This window comes from Kibdelosporangium aridum, assembly GCF_900176515.1.
In the GTDB taxonomy this organism is placed as follows: Bacteria; Actinomycetota; Actinomycetes; order Mycobacteriales; family Pseudonocardiaceae; genus Kibdelosporangium; species Kibdelosporangium aridum.
The window spans coordinates 546,394-560,494 of record NZ_FWXV01000004.1 but is presented as its reverse complement, the minus strand read 5'-3'; the positions used below and the strand labels follow the sequence as shown (position 1 = coordinate 560,494).

17 protein-coding genes and 1 pseudogene are annotated in these 14,101 nt (G+C 67.1%); 7 read left to right on the top strand and 11 right to left on the bottom strand.

The features are described from left to right. Nucleotides 1–15: 15 nt before the first annotated feature. Together B9C43_RS26435 and sigE are read right to left on the bottom strand one after the other, a co-directional pair. The gene (locus tag B9C43_RS26435) at nt 16–603 is read right to left on the bottom strand and encodes a zf-HC2 domain-containing protein (RefSeq protein WP_033389565.1); all 588 of its coding nucleotides are present in this window, start codon (nt 601–603) and stop codon (nt 16–18) included. Further along, nucleotides 600–1,244, bottom strand: coding sequence for an RNA polymerase sigma factor SigE (gene sigE / locus B9C43_RS26430; RefSeq protein ID WP_084429863.1), 645 nt, complete (start codon nt 1,242–1,244; stop codon nt 600–602). The genes B9C43_RS26435 and sigE overlap by 4 nt, the downstream gene beginning before the upstream one ends. Nucleotides 1,245–1,410: 166 nt before the next feature. Between sigE and B9C43_RS26425 the strand changes: the two genes are divergently transcribed. Together B9C43_RS26425 and B9C43_RS26420 are read left to right on the top strand one after the other, a co-directional pair. Beyond that, a complete protein-coding gene (locus B9C43_RS26425) occupies nt 1,411–2,046 on the top strand; it encodes an O-methyltransferase (protein WP_235038842.1) in 636 nt (211 codons plus the stop codon). A gap of 21 nt (nt 2,047–2,067) precedes the next feature. Next, nucleotides 2,068–2,496 (top strand): hypothetical protein, encoded by a 429-nt coding sequence (locus tag B9C43_RS26420; RefSeq protein WP_084429715.1) that lies wholly within the window; start codon nt 2,068–2,070, stop codon nt 2,494–2,496. Here B9C43_RS26420 and B9C43_RS26415 read toward each other — a convergent pair. Then, nucleotides 2,493–3,350 carry a haloalkane dehalogenase gene (locus tag B9C43_RS26415; RefSeq protein ID WP_084429714.1) on the bottom strand — a complete coding sequence of 286 codons (858 nt, stop codon included), beginning with the start codon at nt 3,348–3,350 and terminating at the stop codon, nt 2,493–2,495. The genes B9C43_RS26420 and B9C43_RS26415 overlap by 4 nt on opposite strands. Before the next feature lie 85 nt (nt 3,351–3,435). Between B9C43_RS26415 and B9C43_RS26410 the strand changes: the two genes are divergently transcribed. Next, nucleotides 3,436–3,858, top strand: a complete 423-nt coding sequence (locus B9C43_RS26410) for a MarR family winged helix-turn-helix transcriptional regulator (protein ID WP_235038841.1) — start codon at nt 3,436–3,438, stop codon at nt 3,856–3,858. Here the strand turns inward: B9C43_RS26410 and glgC are convergent. Further along, a complete protein-coding gene (glgC, locus tag B9C43_RS26405) occupies nt 3,851–5,068 on the bottom strand; it encodes a glucose-1-phosphate adenylyltransferase (protein ID WP_143446592.1) in 1,218 nt (405 codons plus the stop codon). The two genes, B9C43_RS26410 and glgC, sit on opposite strands and share 8 nt — an antisense overlap. A gap of 103 nt (nt 5,069–5,171) precedes the next feature. Between glgC and glgA the strand changes: the two genes are divergently transcribed. Beyond that, nucleotides 5,172–6,350 (top strand): glycogen synthase, encoded by a 1,179-nt coding sequence (gene glgA, locus B9C43_RS26400; RefSeq protein WP_084429713.1) that lies wholly within the window; start codon nt 5,172–5,174, stop codon nt 6,348–6,350. Continuing rightward, nucleotides 6,301–6,675 (top strand): annotated as a pseudogene (locus B9C43_RS58655) (GtrA family protein); the annotation flags it as partial. The gene glgA and the pseudogene B9C43_RS58655, both read left to right, overlap by 50 nt. A gap of 20 nt (nt 6,676–6,695) precedes the next feature. Here B9C43_RS58655 and B9C43_RS26390 read toward each other — a convergent pair. Continuing rightward, on the bottom strand, nt 6,696–7,847 hold the full coding sequence (locus tag B9C43_RS26390) for an MFS transporter (protein WP_235038840.1): 1,152 nt from the start codon (nt 7,845–7,847) through the stop codon (nt 6,696–6,698). A 139-nt stretch (nt 7,848–7,986) separates the two neighbouring features. On the opposite strand from B9C43_RS26390, the gene B9C43_RS26385 reads away from it, so the two are divergent. Next, nucleotides 7,987–8,805: a LysR family transcriptional regulator gene (locus tag B9C43_RS26385; protein WP_407657122.1), complete on the top strand. Its 819-nt coding sequence runs from the start codon at nt 7,987–7,989 to the stop codon at nt 8,803–8,805. Here the strand turns inward: B9C43_RS26385 and B9C43_RS26380 are convergent. The 6 genes from B9C43_RS26380 to B9C43_RS26355 form a co-directional block, all read right to left on the bottom strand. Continuing rightward, entirely contained in the window at nt 8,793–10,250 is a 1,458-nt protein-coding gene (locus tag B9C43_RS26380) for a leucyl aminopeptidase family protein (RefSeq protein ID WP_235038839.1), read from the bottom strand. The two genes, B9C43_RS26385 and B9C43_RS26380, sit on opposite strands and share 13 nt — an antisense overlap. A gap of 121 nt (nt 10,251–10,371) precedes the next feature. Further along, nucleotides 10,372–10,539 carry a DUF3117 domain-containing protein gene (locus B9C43_RS26375; protein ID WP_084429709.1) on the bottom strand — a complete coding sequence of 56 codons (168 nt, stop codon included), beginning with the start codon at nt 10,537–10,539 and terminating at the stop codon, nt 10,372–10,374. Between the two features lie 295 nt (nt 10,540–10,834). Further along, nucleotides 10,835–11,371 carry a DNA-3-methyladenine glycosylase I gene (locus B9C43_RS26370; protein WP_084429860.1) on the bottom strand — a complete coding sequence of 179 codons (537 nt, stop codon included), beginning with the start codon at nt 11,369–11,371 and terminating at the stop codon, nt 10,835–10,837. Between the two features lie 53 nt (nt 11,372–11,424). Further along, on the bottom strand, nt 11,425–11,736 hold the full coding sequence (locus B9C43_RS26365) for a DivIVA domain-containing protein (RefSeq protein ID WP_033389538.1): 312 nt from the start codon (nt 11,734–11,736) through the stop codon (nt 11,425–11,427). A 16-nt stretch (nt 11,737–11,752) separates the two neighbouring features. Next, the gene (locus B9C43_RS26360; protein ID WP_051896981.1) at nt 11,753–12,439 is read right to left on the bottom strand and encodes a permease prefix domain 1-containing protein; all 687 of its coding nucleotides are present in this window, start codon (nt 12,437–12,439) and stop codon (nt 11,753–11,755) included. Further along, entirely contained in the window at nt 12,421–12,759 is a 339-nt protein-coding gene (locus tag B9C43_RS26355) for a PadR family transcriptional regulator (RefSeq protein ID WP_033389537.1), read from the bottom strand. Before B9C43_RS26355 ends, B9C43_RS26360 begins: the two co-directional genes overlap by 19 nt. Before the next feature lie 106 nt (nt 12,760–12,865). Between B9C43_RS26355 and B9C43_RS26350 the strand changes: the two genes are divergently transcribed. After that, nucleotides 12,866–14,095 (top strand): cytochrome ubiquinol oxidase subunit I, encoded by a 1,230-nt coding sequence (locus B9C43_RS26350; protein WP_084429708.1) that lies wholly within the window; start codon nt 12,866–12,868, stop codon nt 14,093–14,095. Nucleotides 14,096–14,101 lie beyond the last annotated feature (6 nt).

The following is a 14,101-nucleotide window of genomic DNA, read 5'->3' as shown; positions in this document are numbered from 1 at the left end:
GTCCTAGGAGAAAAGTCAGCGAATGATCGGGCCGCCGGGTGCCACGAGGACCGGGGCGACATGCACAGGCGCCTTGGGCCGTGCGGCCGGAGCCGTGTCACCGTTGGCCGCAGGCGCGCCGGACGGAGCTACGAGCGCGAGGGCGCCCAGTACGAGACCGGACACGACCACGCCAGCGCCCTGAGCCGTGCGGCGGCCGCGACCGATGACGTTGTGGCTCTCGCCAAGGCGAGGCTGGGACCCTAACGCCGCGTTGGAGCCAAGCGGTCTGCTTGTTCCGACGCGGTCGGGCCGTTGGATGGCCACGAGCTGGCCTTCCTGGGTCATCGCCAGGTTGTCGGGCATGCCGGGCAAGTCGGTGTTCTGTGGGATGGCCCGCAAGTTGGCCAGCAAGGAGGCCGACATCGACGGGGCATCCGCAGCTCGGACGGCTGCGCGCGCCTGCCGCTGAGCCGCGATCTCCGCGGCACAGCATGAGCAGCTCACCATGTGCGCGGCCACGCGATCACGCGCGCCCGGAGGCAGTTCGCCGTCCACGAACGCCACGACTGCGTCCGGCATCAGGTGCTGCTCGGGCAGATTCCACCCGCGCAGGTCGGTCATGCGGAAGCCTCCCGGGTCAACTCACGGCGCCGCTCGAGCGAGGCGCGCAGGGCCTGACGGCCACGGTGAATCCTGCTGCGAACAGTACCCAGCTTGACCCCGAGGGTGGCGCCGATCTCCTCGTACGACAGGCCTTCCACGTCGCAGAGGACCACGGCGGCACGGAACTCAGGCGGCAGCTCGTCGAGCGCGTCCTGCAGGTCCGGGTCGAGGTGGGTCTCCGAGTACACCTGCTCAGGCGACGGGTCGTCGCCGGCGAGCCGGTCGGTGTCATCGGGCAGTCCCTCCATGCGCAGCCGCGAGCGGCGGCGTGCCATGTCGAGGAACAGGTTCGTGGTGATCCGGTGCAGCCAGCCCTCGAAGGTCCCCGGCTTGTACGAAGCCAGCGAACGGAACACCCGGATGAATGTTTCCTGGGTGAGGTCCTCGGCGTCGTGCGAGTTGCCGGTGAGGCGGTATGCGAGCCGGTAGACCCGGTCAGCGTGCTCCCTGACGACCTCGTCCCAGGTCGGGGGTGTCCACGCCGGCTGGTCGTCCAGCTCGACTGGCGTCGCCAACGCGACGTCGGAATCGCTCATCAGGTGGGTATCCTCCCGCGGACTGACCTGCCCACTACGTTCCTCAACGACGGACTCGTTCACGGTGTTCCCCACTTCGGCTGTGCGACTCCCCTTGTTGTCGATAGCTTCGTGTACGGCGTTATGGGGTGGGTGAGAGTGAGCTAAGACGAACCTGAGAATCCGTCCATCGGCGCGTTTGCTGAGTGTTCCCTCAGAAATGGCCCGGACGGCGCTAATCTCGCCAGGCGTGACACCCGAATGGCCGGCCGGGCTGCGTGCCTACGTCGAGGACTACCTGGCCGAGGACGAGACGCTGAGCGCCGCCCGTGCACGCGGGCGTGCGCTGGGCTGTGTGCCGATCGGTGCGGCAGGCGGCGCCGCGCTGCAGTTCCTTGCCACCGCGCTGCGGGCCAAGGCCGTGGTCGAGGTCGGCACAGGTGCCGGGGTGAGTGGCCTCTACCTGCTGCGCGGGATGGCCGGGGACGGCGTGCTGACGTCGATCGACGTCGAACCCGAACACCAGACGGCTGCCAAGCAGGCGTTCGCGGCCGAAGGCGTCGCACCCGGCCGGACCAGGCTGATCATGGGCCGGGCGCTGGACGTGCTGCCCCGGTTGACCGACTCGGGCTACGACCTGATCTTCGTGGACGCGGCCAAGACCGAGTACCCCAGCTATTACGAGCAGGGTGTCCGGTTGCTCAGGCCGGGCGGGGTGCTCGCGTTCGACAACGTGCTGTGGAAGGGCCGCGTGGCCGATCCTGAGGACCGTGAACCGGACACGAACGCGATGCGGGAGGTCGCCCGCCTGGTCAAGGAGGACGACCGCCTGGTGCCCGTGTTGCTGCCGATCGGCGACGGCCTGCTGGTGGCCGCCAAGGCCTGACGGCGCACCTAGGGTGAAAGCATGGTCTACGTGGATTTGCCCGAGCTCGGACTCGAAGGCGATTGGGCGGTCACCGACGCGGAACGCGCTCTCGCCCGGCGCATCGTGCCGTTGCTGCCCGCCGAGCCCGCGCCAGGAGCCGACATGGCGACTCGCTGGAGCGCCCTGCAGTCGACGCTCAGCACGCTCATCGACGTGATCCGAACGGAAGGCAGCGGCCTTTTCGAGGAACGTGGCGGCTCGCACACCAGCCAACCGGGCACGATCACCATGATCGAGATGCCGTTCACGCTCGCCCGGTGGTTCAACGAGGTCGGCCAACGCCATCAGCTCGCGACCAGCATGAAAGGTGTCGCGGGTGGAAACGCCGTGCTGGCGGAGCTGACCGCCGAAGTGGAGCCGGAAGTGGCCGAGTTGCGGCGGTTGCTCACCGCAGCCGCCGGAACCTAGGCGTTTTCCCGCCTGCGCCACCAGCCGGCGATGGCCGTGGCGATCGCCTCGGGCTGGTCCTCGGGTGCGTGGTGCCCGGCCGGGCCGCAGTGGACCGTCTCCAGCGAAGCGACGTTCGCGGCGCACCATTCGGCCATCTCCGGCTTGATCAGCAAGGTGGGCGAGCCTTCGAAGGTGAGCAGCAGTTTGGGCACGTCGACGCTGGCGGCCAGCCACTTCCCGTAAGCCTCCACTCGCTCGACGACGTCAGCAGGGTCGCCGTCGAGGGGCGACGAGCGCGCCCACGTCAGGATGGGACGGCGGCTTTCCCTGGTCGGGAACGGCGCCAGGTAGGCCTGCAATTCCTCCTCACTCAGCGGGTTCAGCACCCCTTTGGTGAACGCGGTCTCCACGAAGAAGTTGGTGCCGAGAGCCATCTCCTCCCCTTGCGGTCCACGCATCAGCTCGGCACGGGCGCGGGGAGCCTCCCCCAGTTCGCTCCACGACAGCGGCCGCATGATGGTCTCGAAGAACGCGACGCCACGGACCTTCTCCGGGTGACGAGCCGCCCAGTCGAACGCGAGCGCGCCGCCCCAGTCGTGCCCGACGAGCACCACGTCGTCCAGTCCGAGCTGCTCGAACCAGGCGTCGAGGTAGCGGGCGTGGTCGTCGAAGCGGTACGCCAGATCGGGCTTGCCGGAGCGGCCCATGCCGATCAGGTCGGGCGCCAGCAGCCGGTACGGCAGGTCGACCGCGGGCAGCACGTTCCGCCATAAGTGCGACGAGCTGGGATTTCCGTGCAGGAACACCATCGGCAGGCCGGTGCCGGTTTCCTCGTAGTACATGGTCGAGTCCAGGACTTCCACGGTCGGCATGACGCCTCCATTAGTGCGACTAACGTTAGTGACACTAATAAATTTAGGTCGTTAGTCCCACTAACACAAGGGCTAGGATCCTGGTGTGACCGAGGCAGCACGTTTGCGCAACCAGCCGACGCGGCTGCTTTCCATGGCCGCGATGCACGCGGATCGACGGGTGACCGAAGCGCTCGCCACCGCGGACGCACGCAAATGGCACTACGCCGTCCTCGCCACGCTGGACGAGTTCGGCCCGGCCAGCCAGGCGGAACTAAGCGATCGCACGCGCATCTACCGCAGCGATCTCGTCGCGGTCCTGAACGAGCTGACCGAGCGAGGCATGGTGGAACGCGCGGCTGACCCCGCCGACCGCAGGCGCAACGTGATCACGCTGACCGAGCGAGGCAAGAAGCAGTTGATCAAGCTCGACACCGTGCTCGTGGACGTGCAGAACGAGGTCTTTGCGCCACTGTCAGAGCGAGAACGGGAGCAGCTCACCAAGCTGCTCACGGCCCTGCTCAGCTGACCTGGGCACCCTTGCCCAGGACGATCACGCCGCCCGCGCTGACGGTGTACTTTTCCCGATCCGCCTCGACGTCCACGCCGATCTGGGCGCCATCAGCCACGACCACGTTCTTGTCCAGGATCGCCCGTCGTACGACCGCGCCCTTGCCGATGCGTACGCCCGGCAGCAACACGCTGCCCTCGACAATCGCGCCGTCGTCCACGACCACGTCCGCGCTGACGACGGACTCGCGTACCGAAGCGCCGGACACGATCGTCCCTGGACCGACGATGGACTCCACGGCCGAACCTGAGTTGACGAACTTGGCGGGTGGCAGCGGCGGTGTGGCCGTACGGATGGGCCATGCCTGGTTGTAGAGGTTGAACACCGGGTGCACGGACACGAGGTCCATGTGCGCGTCGTAGTACGCGTCGAGCGTCCCCACGTCACGCCAGTAGCCGCGGTCACGTTCGGTCGCGCCGGGCACGACGTTGTCGTCGAAGTCGTAGACGGCCGCGTTGTTGTCGTCCACGAGCATGGGGATGATGTCGCCGCCCATGTCGTGGTCGGAGTCGGGGTTCGCCGCGTCCGCGCGGAGCGCTTCGAGGAGCACCTCGGTGCGGAACACGTAGTTGCCCATCGAGGCGAACGTGACGTCCGGGTCGCCCGGCACGTGCGGCGGGTCCTTGGGTTTCTCCAAGAACCGGGTGATCTTGCCGGATTCGTCCGAGTCGATGCAGCCGAAGGCGCTCGCCTCCGCACGCGGTACGCGGATGCCCGCGACCGTGACGCCCAGCCCTGAGTCGATGTGCTGGCTGACCATCTGGGACGGATCCATCCGGTACACGTGGTCGGCGCCGAAGACCGCGATGTGGTCGGGGCGTTCGTCGTAGACCAGGTTGAGCGACTGGAAGATCGCGTCCGCGCTACCGGTGTACCACCGCGGACCGAGGCGCTGCTGCGCGGGCACCGGGGTGACGTACTGGCCGAGGATGTTCGACAACCGCCACGTCGTGGAGATGTGCCGGTCCAGCGAATGCGACTTGTACTGGGTCAGTACGCACAACCGGTGGTAGCCCGCATTGACCAAGTTGGACAGTACGAAGTCGACTAACCGGTAGTTGCCGGCGAACGGTACGGCTGGCTTGGCCCGGTCGGCGGTCAGGGGCCACAGGCGTTTGCCCTCCCCGCCCGCCAGCACGATCCCGAGCACCTTCGGCTGGCCTGTCACGGTTGGGACCCTAGTGTCCTGACCACGATCACGGCCAGATCGAAACGCGACGTTTGGCGTCACGTTCACCGGAACGAACCATTGGCAACTACGGTTACCAAGTGTGCGAATCGGTCTGCTGACACGCGAATACCCGCCTGAGGTCTACGGCGGGGCAGGCGTGCATGTCGGTTTCCTTGTCCCCCGGCTGCGCGAACTGATCGAGGTGGACGTGCATGCTTTCGGTGGGCCACGGGCGGATGCGCACTCACACGGGCCCGCGCCGGGCCTGGAGCACGCCAACGCGGCGCTGCAGACGTTGTCGGTCGACCTGGCGATGACGGCCGCGACCGAAGGCGTGGATCTGCTGCACTCGCACACGTGGTACGCCAACATGGCCGGACATCTTGGCAAGATCTTGCACGGCGTGCCGCATGTCGTCACCGCCCACTCCTTGGAACCGCGCAGGCCGTGGAAGGCTGAGCAGCTCAAGGGCGGGTACCGGTTGTCATCCTGGGTCGAGCGGACCGCCTACGAAGCAGCCGACGCGATCATCGCGGTCAGCGAAGGCATGCGCACGGACGTCCTCGACTGCTATCCGGCACTGGATCCAGCGCGGGTGCACGTGGTGCGCAATGGGATCGACACGAGCGCCTATCACCCGGTCACCGAGACAGACGCACTTGAGCACTACGGCATCGACCCAGATCGGCCGATCGTGGCGTTCGTCGGCCGGATCACGCGGCAGAAGGGCGTCGGGCACCTGATCGCGGCCGGGCACCAGATCGATCCGGACGCTCAGCTCGTGCTGTGCGCGGGTGCGCCCGACACGCCGGAGATCGCCGAGGAGACCACCCGTGCGGTGTCCGAACTGGCGCGGAAGCGGCCGGGCGTGTTCTGGATCCAGCAGATGCTGCAGCCCGCCGAGGTACGGCAGATCCTGAGCCACGCGACCACGTTCGTGTGCCCTTCGGTGTACGAACCGCTGGGGATCGTGAACCTGGAGGCTATGGCGTGCGGCACAGCTGTCGTCGCCTCGGACGTCGGCGGGATCCCCGAAGTCGTGGCCGACGGCCAGACCGGTCTGCTGGTCCACTACGACGAGCACGCCGTCGAGGAATTCCGCTCTGGCCTGGCGGACAAGGTCAACGAGCTGATCGGCGATCCGGCGAAGGCCACCGCGATGGGCGAGGCCGGACGGGCCCGTGCCGAGCGTGAGTTCGCCTGGACGACGGTCGCTCAGCAAACTGTCGATGTCTACAGGTTGGTCTTGCCTGAAGGCAATCTCAGTGAGAAGGAGTAATGCTCGTAGTGTGAAGCGGATTTTCACCCGGTACACGATGGCGTCGCTGTTCGCGACGGCGTTGAGCCAAGTGGCGCTGCTGGTGCTGTTCTGGGCGTGGGAGATGGACGCCATGACAGCGACCACCATCGCGTTCCTGGTCGGGTCCGTGCCGCACTTCCTGCTGATCCGTCGGTGGGCATGGGGCAACGTCGGCAACGAGGGCAGGCGGGCCGAGATCATCGCCTACATCGTCGTGACCGCCGCGGGCGGCGCGCTGTCCATCGGGATCACGACGGTGATGGACTGGCTGCTGGAACCGTTGATCGACGACCGCGGTTGGCGGTCGTTCGGCCTGGTCCTGACCTACCTGGTCAGCGGCGCGCCGGTGTTCCTGCTCAAGTTCTTCGCGTTGGACCGCGTGTTCCGCCGGAAGGCCAGCCACACGCCCAGTGCGCCGACCGACAGCCAGGACACCGATGCGGCGACCAGCACGCTCCAGCCCCACGCCGCGTAGATCATGGTCCCGATCGTTCCGCCGACACAGGCCCCCGCGTAGTACGCACCGCTGTACAGGCCGGACGCCGGACCCGCGCTCGGCGAGGCGGTGTTCACCCACGCGCCCGCGGCGGCGTGCGCCGCGAACCATCCGGCCGTGAGCAGCACGAACCCGATGGCGATCGGCACGACGTGCGACGGGATCGTCACCAGAACGCCTGCCGCGGTGAGGCCCAGCATTCCAAAGAGGACTTTTCGCCGGTTCGACTGGCTGCCGAGGGTCGCGGAGTTCACTCCGCCGATCGCGTAGGCCAGGAAGACGAGCGAGGCGATCTGCGGGCTGAGTTCGAGCGGCGGCGCGGCGAGCCGGAACCCGATCGCGTTGTACATCGCGACGAAGGAGCCCATGCCGAGGAACGCGACCGCGTACAGCGCCCACAGGAGTGGTTGGGTGACCGCCGATCTGAGGCCGCGTGCGGTCCGTTTGACAGGTTCGGTTCGCTTGGGCAGCGACCAGATGAGCACGCCCGTCGCGAGGGTGGCGAAAATCGCGACCAGCCCGACGCCGCCGCGATACGTGCCGAACAGACCGGCGAGCAACCGGCCGATCATTCCGCCGAATGTATTGCCCGCGACGAGCATTCCGATCGCTTTCGGCCTGCCGTGCTCGGCCAGATACGTCATGGCAACGGCGGGAAATCCGGCAAGCGCGACACCTTGCAGCGCACGCAAAACGATCAAAAGCCGAAAATCGTGGACAAGCGGAAGAGAAAGCCCAATCAGCGCCGCCACGACGACGGATGTCAGGATCACCGGCCGTCGGCCGACGACTTCGGACAACAGCGACAACGGGATGACCGCGACGGCCAGTGCGCCGGTGGCGACACCGATGGCAAGCGACGCGTGGCCAGGCGTGATCTGGAACTCATGTGCGAGCTGCGGGAGCACCGGCTGCGGTGCGTAGAGCAAGGCGAAACTCGCGAGCCCACCCGCGGCCATGCCGATGGTCAACCTGTCCACGCCGATTGACGTTAAGCACCTACAACTAATACGTCCAATACGGCATGATGGACCTATCGATACGCAAGCGCATGAATCACTCGCCGCGTCGATCGCGCCGCGGCTGGCGATGCTGCGCTTGTTCGCTCTTGAAGGCAATGTGACCAGGGTCGCTGCGGCTCTGGGCGTGCCACAGCCGACCGTGAGCCGTTGGCTGGCCGCGCTGTCCGCGGAAGTCGGTGCGCCGGTCGTGGTCAAAGACGGTCGGGGCGTACGGCTGACTCGTGCAGGCCAGTTGCTCGCCGACGCGGCGAGTTCCGCGATGGGCGCCTTCGAGGCAGGCACGCGGCAAGTGATCGAAGAGGTCGATCCGGACAGCGGCCGGGTGGTGCTCGGGTTCCTGCACATGCTCGGGCGGTCGATGATCCCCGAGCTGCTGCGGGCGTTCCGGTTCCGCCACCCGAGGGTCCGGTTCGGGCTGATTCAGGCTTCCCGCGCGGACATCATCGCGCGGCTGCGGTCAGGCGAAGTGGATCTGGCGTTCTTCGGCCCGCCGCCCGACGAGCCCGAACTGGCGTGGACACCCGTGCAACGACAGGAGCTGCGGGTCGTGCTACCGGACACGCACCGGCTCGCCGGCCGGGCGGAGGTCCGGATCGCCGAGCTGGCGAACGAGGAGTTCGTCGGGCTGGAGCACGGGTTCGGGTTACGGCAGATCACCGACGACATGTGCGCCGAAGCCGGGTTCACGCCGCGAATGGCCTTCGAGGGCCAGGAATCCGACACGGTTCGTGGCTTGGTGGCCGCGGGGCTGGGCGTGGCGATCCTGCCGGAGGTCGAGGTGCCGTCGCCCGGGCTCGCCGAGATCTCGTTGAGCCCGCAGGCAAGCAGGTTGGTCGCGCTGGTCTGGCCCGCACACGACCAGCTGACGCCCGCGGTGCGAGCCTTCCGGGACTTCGCTTCGACTCAGGAGGCGTAGGACTCCGCCAGCTCCACCAAAGTCCTCGTCGAGAAGCCGGTCGCGCCGGGAACGACCTCGTCATAGACCTTCTCGGCCCGTGCCGGGCCTGCGATGTCCATGTGCGCCCACGGGATTCCGGCGGTGAACTTCTGCAGGAACAGCGCTGCCGTGATGCCGCCGGGCCCGGGTGGGCACTGGCGCCAGTCGGCGATGTCGCTGACGACCTCGTCTTCCAGCTCAGCCAGCAGCGGCATCCGCCACCAGGCCTCACCGCCGCGCGCACCGGCCTCGATGATCCTTCTCGCCAGTTCGTCGTCGGACGCGAACAGGCCGCCGGTCCGGACGCCGAGGGTGACTTTCATCGCGCCGGTCAGGGTCGCGACGTCGACCATCAGGTCCGGCTTCACGCGACGGACCGCGTAGCCGATGGCGTCGGCGAGGACCATCCGGCCTTCGGCGTCGGTGTTGCTCACCTCGGTCGTCTGGCCGTCGTAGTGCTTGACGATGTCGCCGGGACGGTAGGACGAACCCGAGACGTGGTTCTCCGCGAGCGGCACCAGGCCCGTCACGCGGACGGGCAGGCCGAGCCGGGCGATGGTCACCAGGGCCGCGATCACCGACGCGCCACCGCACATGTCGGTTCGCATCAGGTGCATGCCGTCCGCCGGTTTGATCGAGATGCCGCCGGTGTCGAACGTGATGCCTTTGCCCACGTAGGCGATGTGCGGTCCAACTGGCTTGGCGGGGCGCCAGGACAGTTCGACGAACCGGGGCGGACTGACCGAACCGCCACCGACGGCCAGCAACCCGCCGAACCCCTCAGCGGCAAGCCACTTCTCGTCCCGCACCCGCACCGTGAGCCCAGGCAGCTGCGCGGCCAGCTTGACGGCGGTCGACGCCAGCCAAGCCGGGTCTTTCACGTTGGACGGCGTGTTACCCATGTCTCGCGTCGCCGTGGTGCCCAGGGCGACCGCCACCGCGCGTTCCACCACTGGCTTCAGCTCCGCGCCCGACTCGGTCACCAGACGCAGGGACTTCAGCCGTGGCTTCTGGGTCGAGGAGACCTTGTACCGGTAGCCACCCAGCGACACGCCAAGGACGAACGCCGAGATCTGTTCCGCTGAGATCTCCGGCGGCAGCGTGAGCTGCACGGACTTCGTGACACGACGGCCAGCGTCGGAGTCCGAGTCGGCCCGGGCCTCGATCGCGCGCACCAGCGCGGCCCCGGCTTTGCGCCACTCCTGGGCCGCACCGTCACCGACACCGAGGACCCAGCGGACACCGGCACCGTGCCCGGCAGCGATGTGCACTTCACCGGCTTTGCCGGTCAGCCCGACGATCTGCGCCCAGTCGGCGCTCAGGTCGGCGCCACCCGGCCCCAAGACCGGCGAGTCGCCGCCGTGTGCGAGCACGACGACGGGAATGCCACGGCGAGGTACGGACGCCACCTCGATCTCGGGCATCGGACTGGGTAACGACGGCACGGGCGTGCGCAACGCAAGACCTCCTGCGGCTCGCTTCAAGACGTGACGCGGCCCCGGCTCCACTCAGAGCGGATACCGGGGCCTGCCGGAAGAGGAGTGGTCAGCCCGCGGCGGCCTTCAACGCGTCCCCCAGGGCGCTGGCCTCGTCCGGTGACATCTCCACCACCAGGCGTCCACCACCCTCCAGTGGGACGCGCATCACGATGCCCCGACCCTCCTTAGTCACCTCGAGGGGACCGTCACCGGTCCGGGGCTTCATGGCCGCCATAGCGTGCTCCCTCCGTCATAGCCTGCCCACCGCAGGCCGGGTCCACCAGCCTCGGCTAACGCCATTCTCTCCTATCCGCTCACCGCGACGAAATCGAACCGATCTTTTGCGTGTCGTTTGGTGACCACTCGCCGACCTGGTGTGACAGATTCGAGGTAACGGGTCTACATGCGACTTCAACGACTTCCCCGCGCGACACGCCGAGACGCGACACGCCGGGCTATTTTTCCCGTTTTTGGTAACGAGATGGTCACGCACCGGCACACTGTGGACAGGGTCGATTTCCCGCGGCATTTCACTTCGCCCGCCAGCAGGTGGCGATATGGTCGTCGACGATCCCGGTGGCTTGCATCAGCGCGTAACACGTCGTGGGACCGAGGAACACGAAACCGCGCCGTTTGAGCTCCTTGGCCATCGCCTTCGACTCGTCGGTCACCGCGGGCACGTCGCTCATCGTGCGCGGCCGCTTGTGCTTGGCGGGTTTGAAAGACCACAACAACTCGTCCAACGGCTCGTCCAGCGCGAGCACCGCGCCCGCGTTGCGGATCGCGGCGTCGATCTTGGCCCGGTTGCGCACGATCCCCGCGTCCCCCATCAGCCGTGCGACGTCCGAGCCGTCGAATTCGGCGACCAGCTTCGGGTCGAACCGCGCGAACGCCGCGCGGAAGTTCTCCCTTTTGCGCAGAATGGTGATCCAGGACAACCCGGACTGAAACGACTCCAGGCACAAGCGTTCGTACATCGCGTTGCCGCCGCGCAGCGGGGTGCCCCACTCGTCGTCGTGATACGACACGTAATCCGGCGTCGAGTCGCCCCAGGCGCAGCGCACCAGTTCCTTGCGCCCAGATGTCGATGTCCCTGGTGTCGATGTCCCAGATGTCGATGTCACTGGGCGGCCGCCTTGCCTTCGAGCTGCTGCTCGAGCTCGGCGACCTTGGCGCGCAACTCGTCGACCTCGGTGCCGAGGCGCTGCAGCACCCAGTCCACCTCGGACATCTTGTAACCGCGCAACACCATCTGGAACTTCACTCTGCTCACGTCCTGCGAGGTGATGCCCTCGGACGGCAGCCGCGTCGGGGACGCGCCCGGCGGCAATGGCGGCAGCTCCTCGCCACGGCCGAACAGCACCGAGGCCAGCAGGAACACCACAGCCGCCACGAAGACCATGACGACGAGATAGAACAACGCGGTGGTCACGTGAGCAATCTTGCCACTAGACCGCGAAACGGACTGCCCTTCGCGCCATGACGGTCAGCTGGGCCAGCACAGCCATCGCCGCCGCGCTGGCCAGCAGCAACAGCGGCGTGTGGAACATCAGCTCAGGCTTGAGGATTGTCGACGCGATCCCCAGCGACACGTTCGACAAGAGGGCGGCACTCACCGTCACGAGCGCGACACCCGCCGCGCAGCGCGCGATCAGCCGGTTGTCGGCGACACGGCGGGACATCAGCCGTCCGAACAGCAATGCGAGCGCGGTCGCGATGGTGACCGCCCACGGGATGCTGTCGTTGATCTGCGTGATCGGCAGGTACCACGCGGGCAGCTCGCTGCTGCTGGCGCCGGGCACGGTTTCCCACGATCCGAGGAAAAGCAGCCTGCTGCCCTCCCAGCCGAGGTGCAACGCGGGCAGGATGAACAGGATCGAGCGCAGTGTGCGCGTGCCGTACGCGACAGCCAGCTCACCTTGGTAGTCACGGGCGATCGCGCCAACCGGACCGAAGTCGGCGACGGCTTTGCGTTGCGCGTCCTCGTCCGGCAATCCGGCGGACCGGTAGCAGTCGGCGGCGTCTTCCAGGCTGTCGCGTGCTTCGGTCAACAGGTCGAGCTTGACTTTGCGGTTGCCCCGTAACCGCGTGTCCAGATCAGCGACATAGTCGTCGATCACGCTTGAGCCGGCCATGGCCCCTCCCCGAGTACGCCCTCGATCGCAGCCGTGAACTCACGCCATGCGTTGCGTTCCTGAACGAGCGCGCGTTGCCCGGCCTTCGTCAGATGGTAGGTACGGCGCTGACGGCCGGACACAGTGCTCCACTCGCTGGTGACGTACCCGGCTCTTTCCAGGCGTCGCAGCGCTGGGTAGACCGTGCCGGTCGGCAGGTCCAGCGCACCGCCACTCCGCAGCTGAAGTGCTTCGATGATGGCATAACCGTGCAGACGCGTGCCGTCGAGAGTGGCGAGCAACAGCGCGTCGAGGTGTCCTCGCAGCACATCCGGCTTCATACGTAGCGAGTCTACGGGTTGGAAGTCACACCGCCCAGCGTTTTCTCCCGGTTTCAGGGAAAACCCCGATTGATACGTAGCTAGCCGACATATAGCGTCGCGACGCATGGACCTGGTTCCCATCGCGCGGCTGCAGTTCGCCACGACGACATCACTGCACTTCCTGTTCGTGTTGCTGACGCTCGGGCTGGCGCCGCTCGTCGCGGTCACGCAGACCCGGTACACGTTCAGCCGCAAGCCCGTTCACCAGCGGATGACCCGCTTCTGGGGCCACCTGTACGTGATCAACTACGTGGTCGGGATCGCGACCGGGATCGTCATGGAGTTCCAGTTCGGACTGAACTGGACCGGCCTGACGGCCTTCGCGGGCGACGTCTTCGGTGCGCCGCTCGCGATCGAGACGCTCGTCGCGTTCTTCCTCGAGTCCACGTTCCTCGGGCTGTGGATCTTCGGCTGGGGCAAGCTCAACCGCTGGGTGCACCTGTCGCTGATCTGGCTGGTCGTGCTCACCGCGTACCTCTCGGCGTTCTGGGTGATGGGCGCCAACGCCTTCCTGCAGAACCCCGTCGGTTACCGGATGGACGGAGACGTCGCGCGGCTGACGGACTTCGGGGCGTTCCTGAGCAACCCGTCACTGTGGAGCGCGCTCGCGCACGTGCTCACGGCCGGTCTGCTGGCGGCAGGGATCTTCATGGCGGGCGTCAGCGCGTACCACTTCATCAGGCGCACTGCCGAAGCCGAGTTCTTCCGCCGGTCGATGCGTCTTGGCCTCGGGGTCGCCGCGATCGCCAGCTCCATGGTGATCGGCTTCGGCTTCCAGCAGTTCCCCGTGCTCCAGCAGGTACAACCGGCCAAGCTCGGCGGGCCCGAACAGGATGCCTTGGTCCAGGCGGCGGGCGAGGCCAAATTCGGCCAGGGCGACTACCTCCCGCCGGACCTCTCCGGGTTTCTCGAAGCGATGCTCAATATCGGCTTCCTGCTCTCCACGGTCGCGTGGATCGCTTGGTTGCTGACGTTCCGCAACTGGATCGTCCGGCTGCGACTCCCGCTTTATCTGCTGGTGGCGCTGATTCCATTGCCGTTCGTCGCGGCGATCTTCGGCTGGTTGTTCCGTGAGATGGGCAGGCAGCCGTTCCTGATCAACGGATTGCTGCTCACCTCCGACGGCGTTTCCTCGGTCAGCGCGGGCAGCATGCTCGCGTCCTACATCGCGTTCACCGCGGTTCTCGTCGGGCTGGTGATCACCAATTGGGTGTTGATCGCCCGGGTCGCCAAACGCGGTCCGGCGCCCCTGGCCGAAGTGGTGAAACCCGAGCCGGTCATGGCCACCCTCTGATTTCGG

Coding starts and splice junctions, on each gene's coding strand:
- B9C43_RS26435 (WP_033389565.1), bottom strand. CDS start 603: ATGACCGACCTGCGCGGGTGGAATCTGCCCGAGCAGCACCTGATGCCG.
- B9C43_RS26420 (WP_084429715.1), top strand. CDS start 2,068: ATGGTCTACGTGGATTTGCCCGAGCTCGGACTCGAAGGCGATTGGGCG.
- B9C43_RS26415 (WP_084429714.1), bottom strand. CDS start 3,350: ATGCCGACCGTGGAAGTCCTGGACTCGACCATGTACTACGAGGAAACC.
- B9C43_RS26380 (WP_235038839.1), bottom strand. CDS start 10,250: ATGCCCGAGATCGAGGTGGCGTCCGTACCTCGCCGTGGCATTCCCGTC.
- B9C43_RS26375 (WP_084429709.1), bottom strand. CDS start 10,539: ATGGCGGCCATGAAGCCCCGGACCGGTGACGGTCCCCTCGAGGTGACT.
- B9C43_RS26360 (WP_051896981.1), bottom strand. CDS start 12,439: ATGGCCGGCTCAAGCGTGATCGACGACTATGTCGCTGATCTGGACACG.
- B9C43_RS26355 (WP_033389537.1), bottom strand. CDS start 12,759: ATGAAGCCGGATGTGCTGCGAGGACACCTCGACGCGCTGTTGCTCGCC.
- B9C43_RS26350 (WP_084429708.1), top strand. CDS start 12,866: ATGGACCTGGTTCCCATCGCGCGGCTGCAGTTCGCCACGACGACATCA.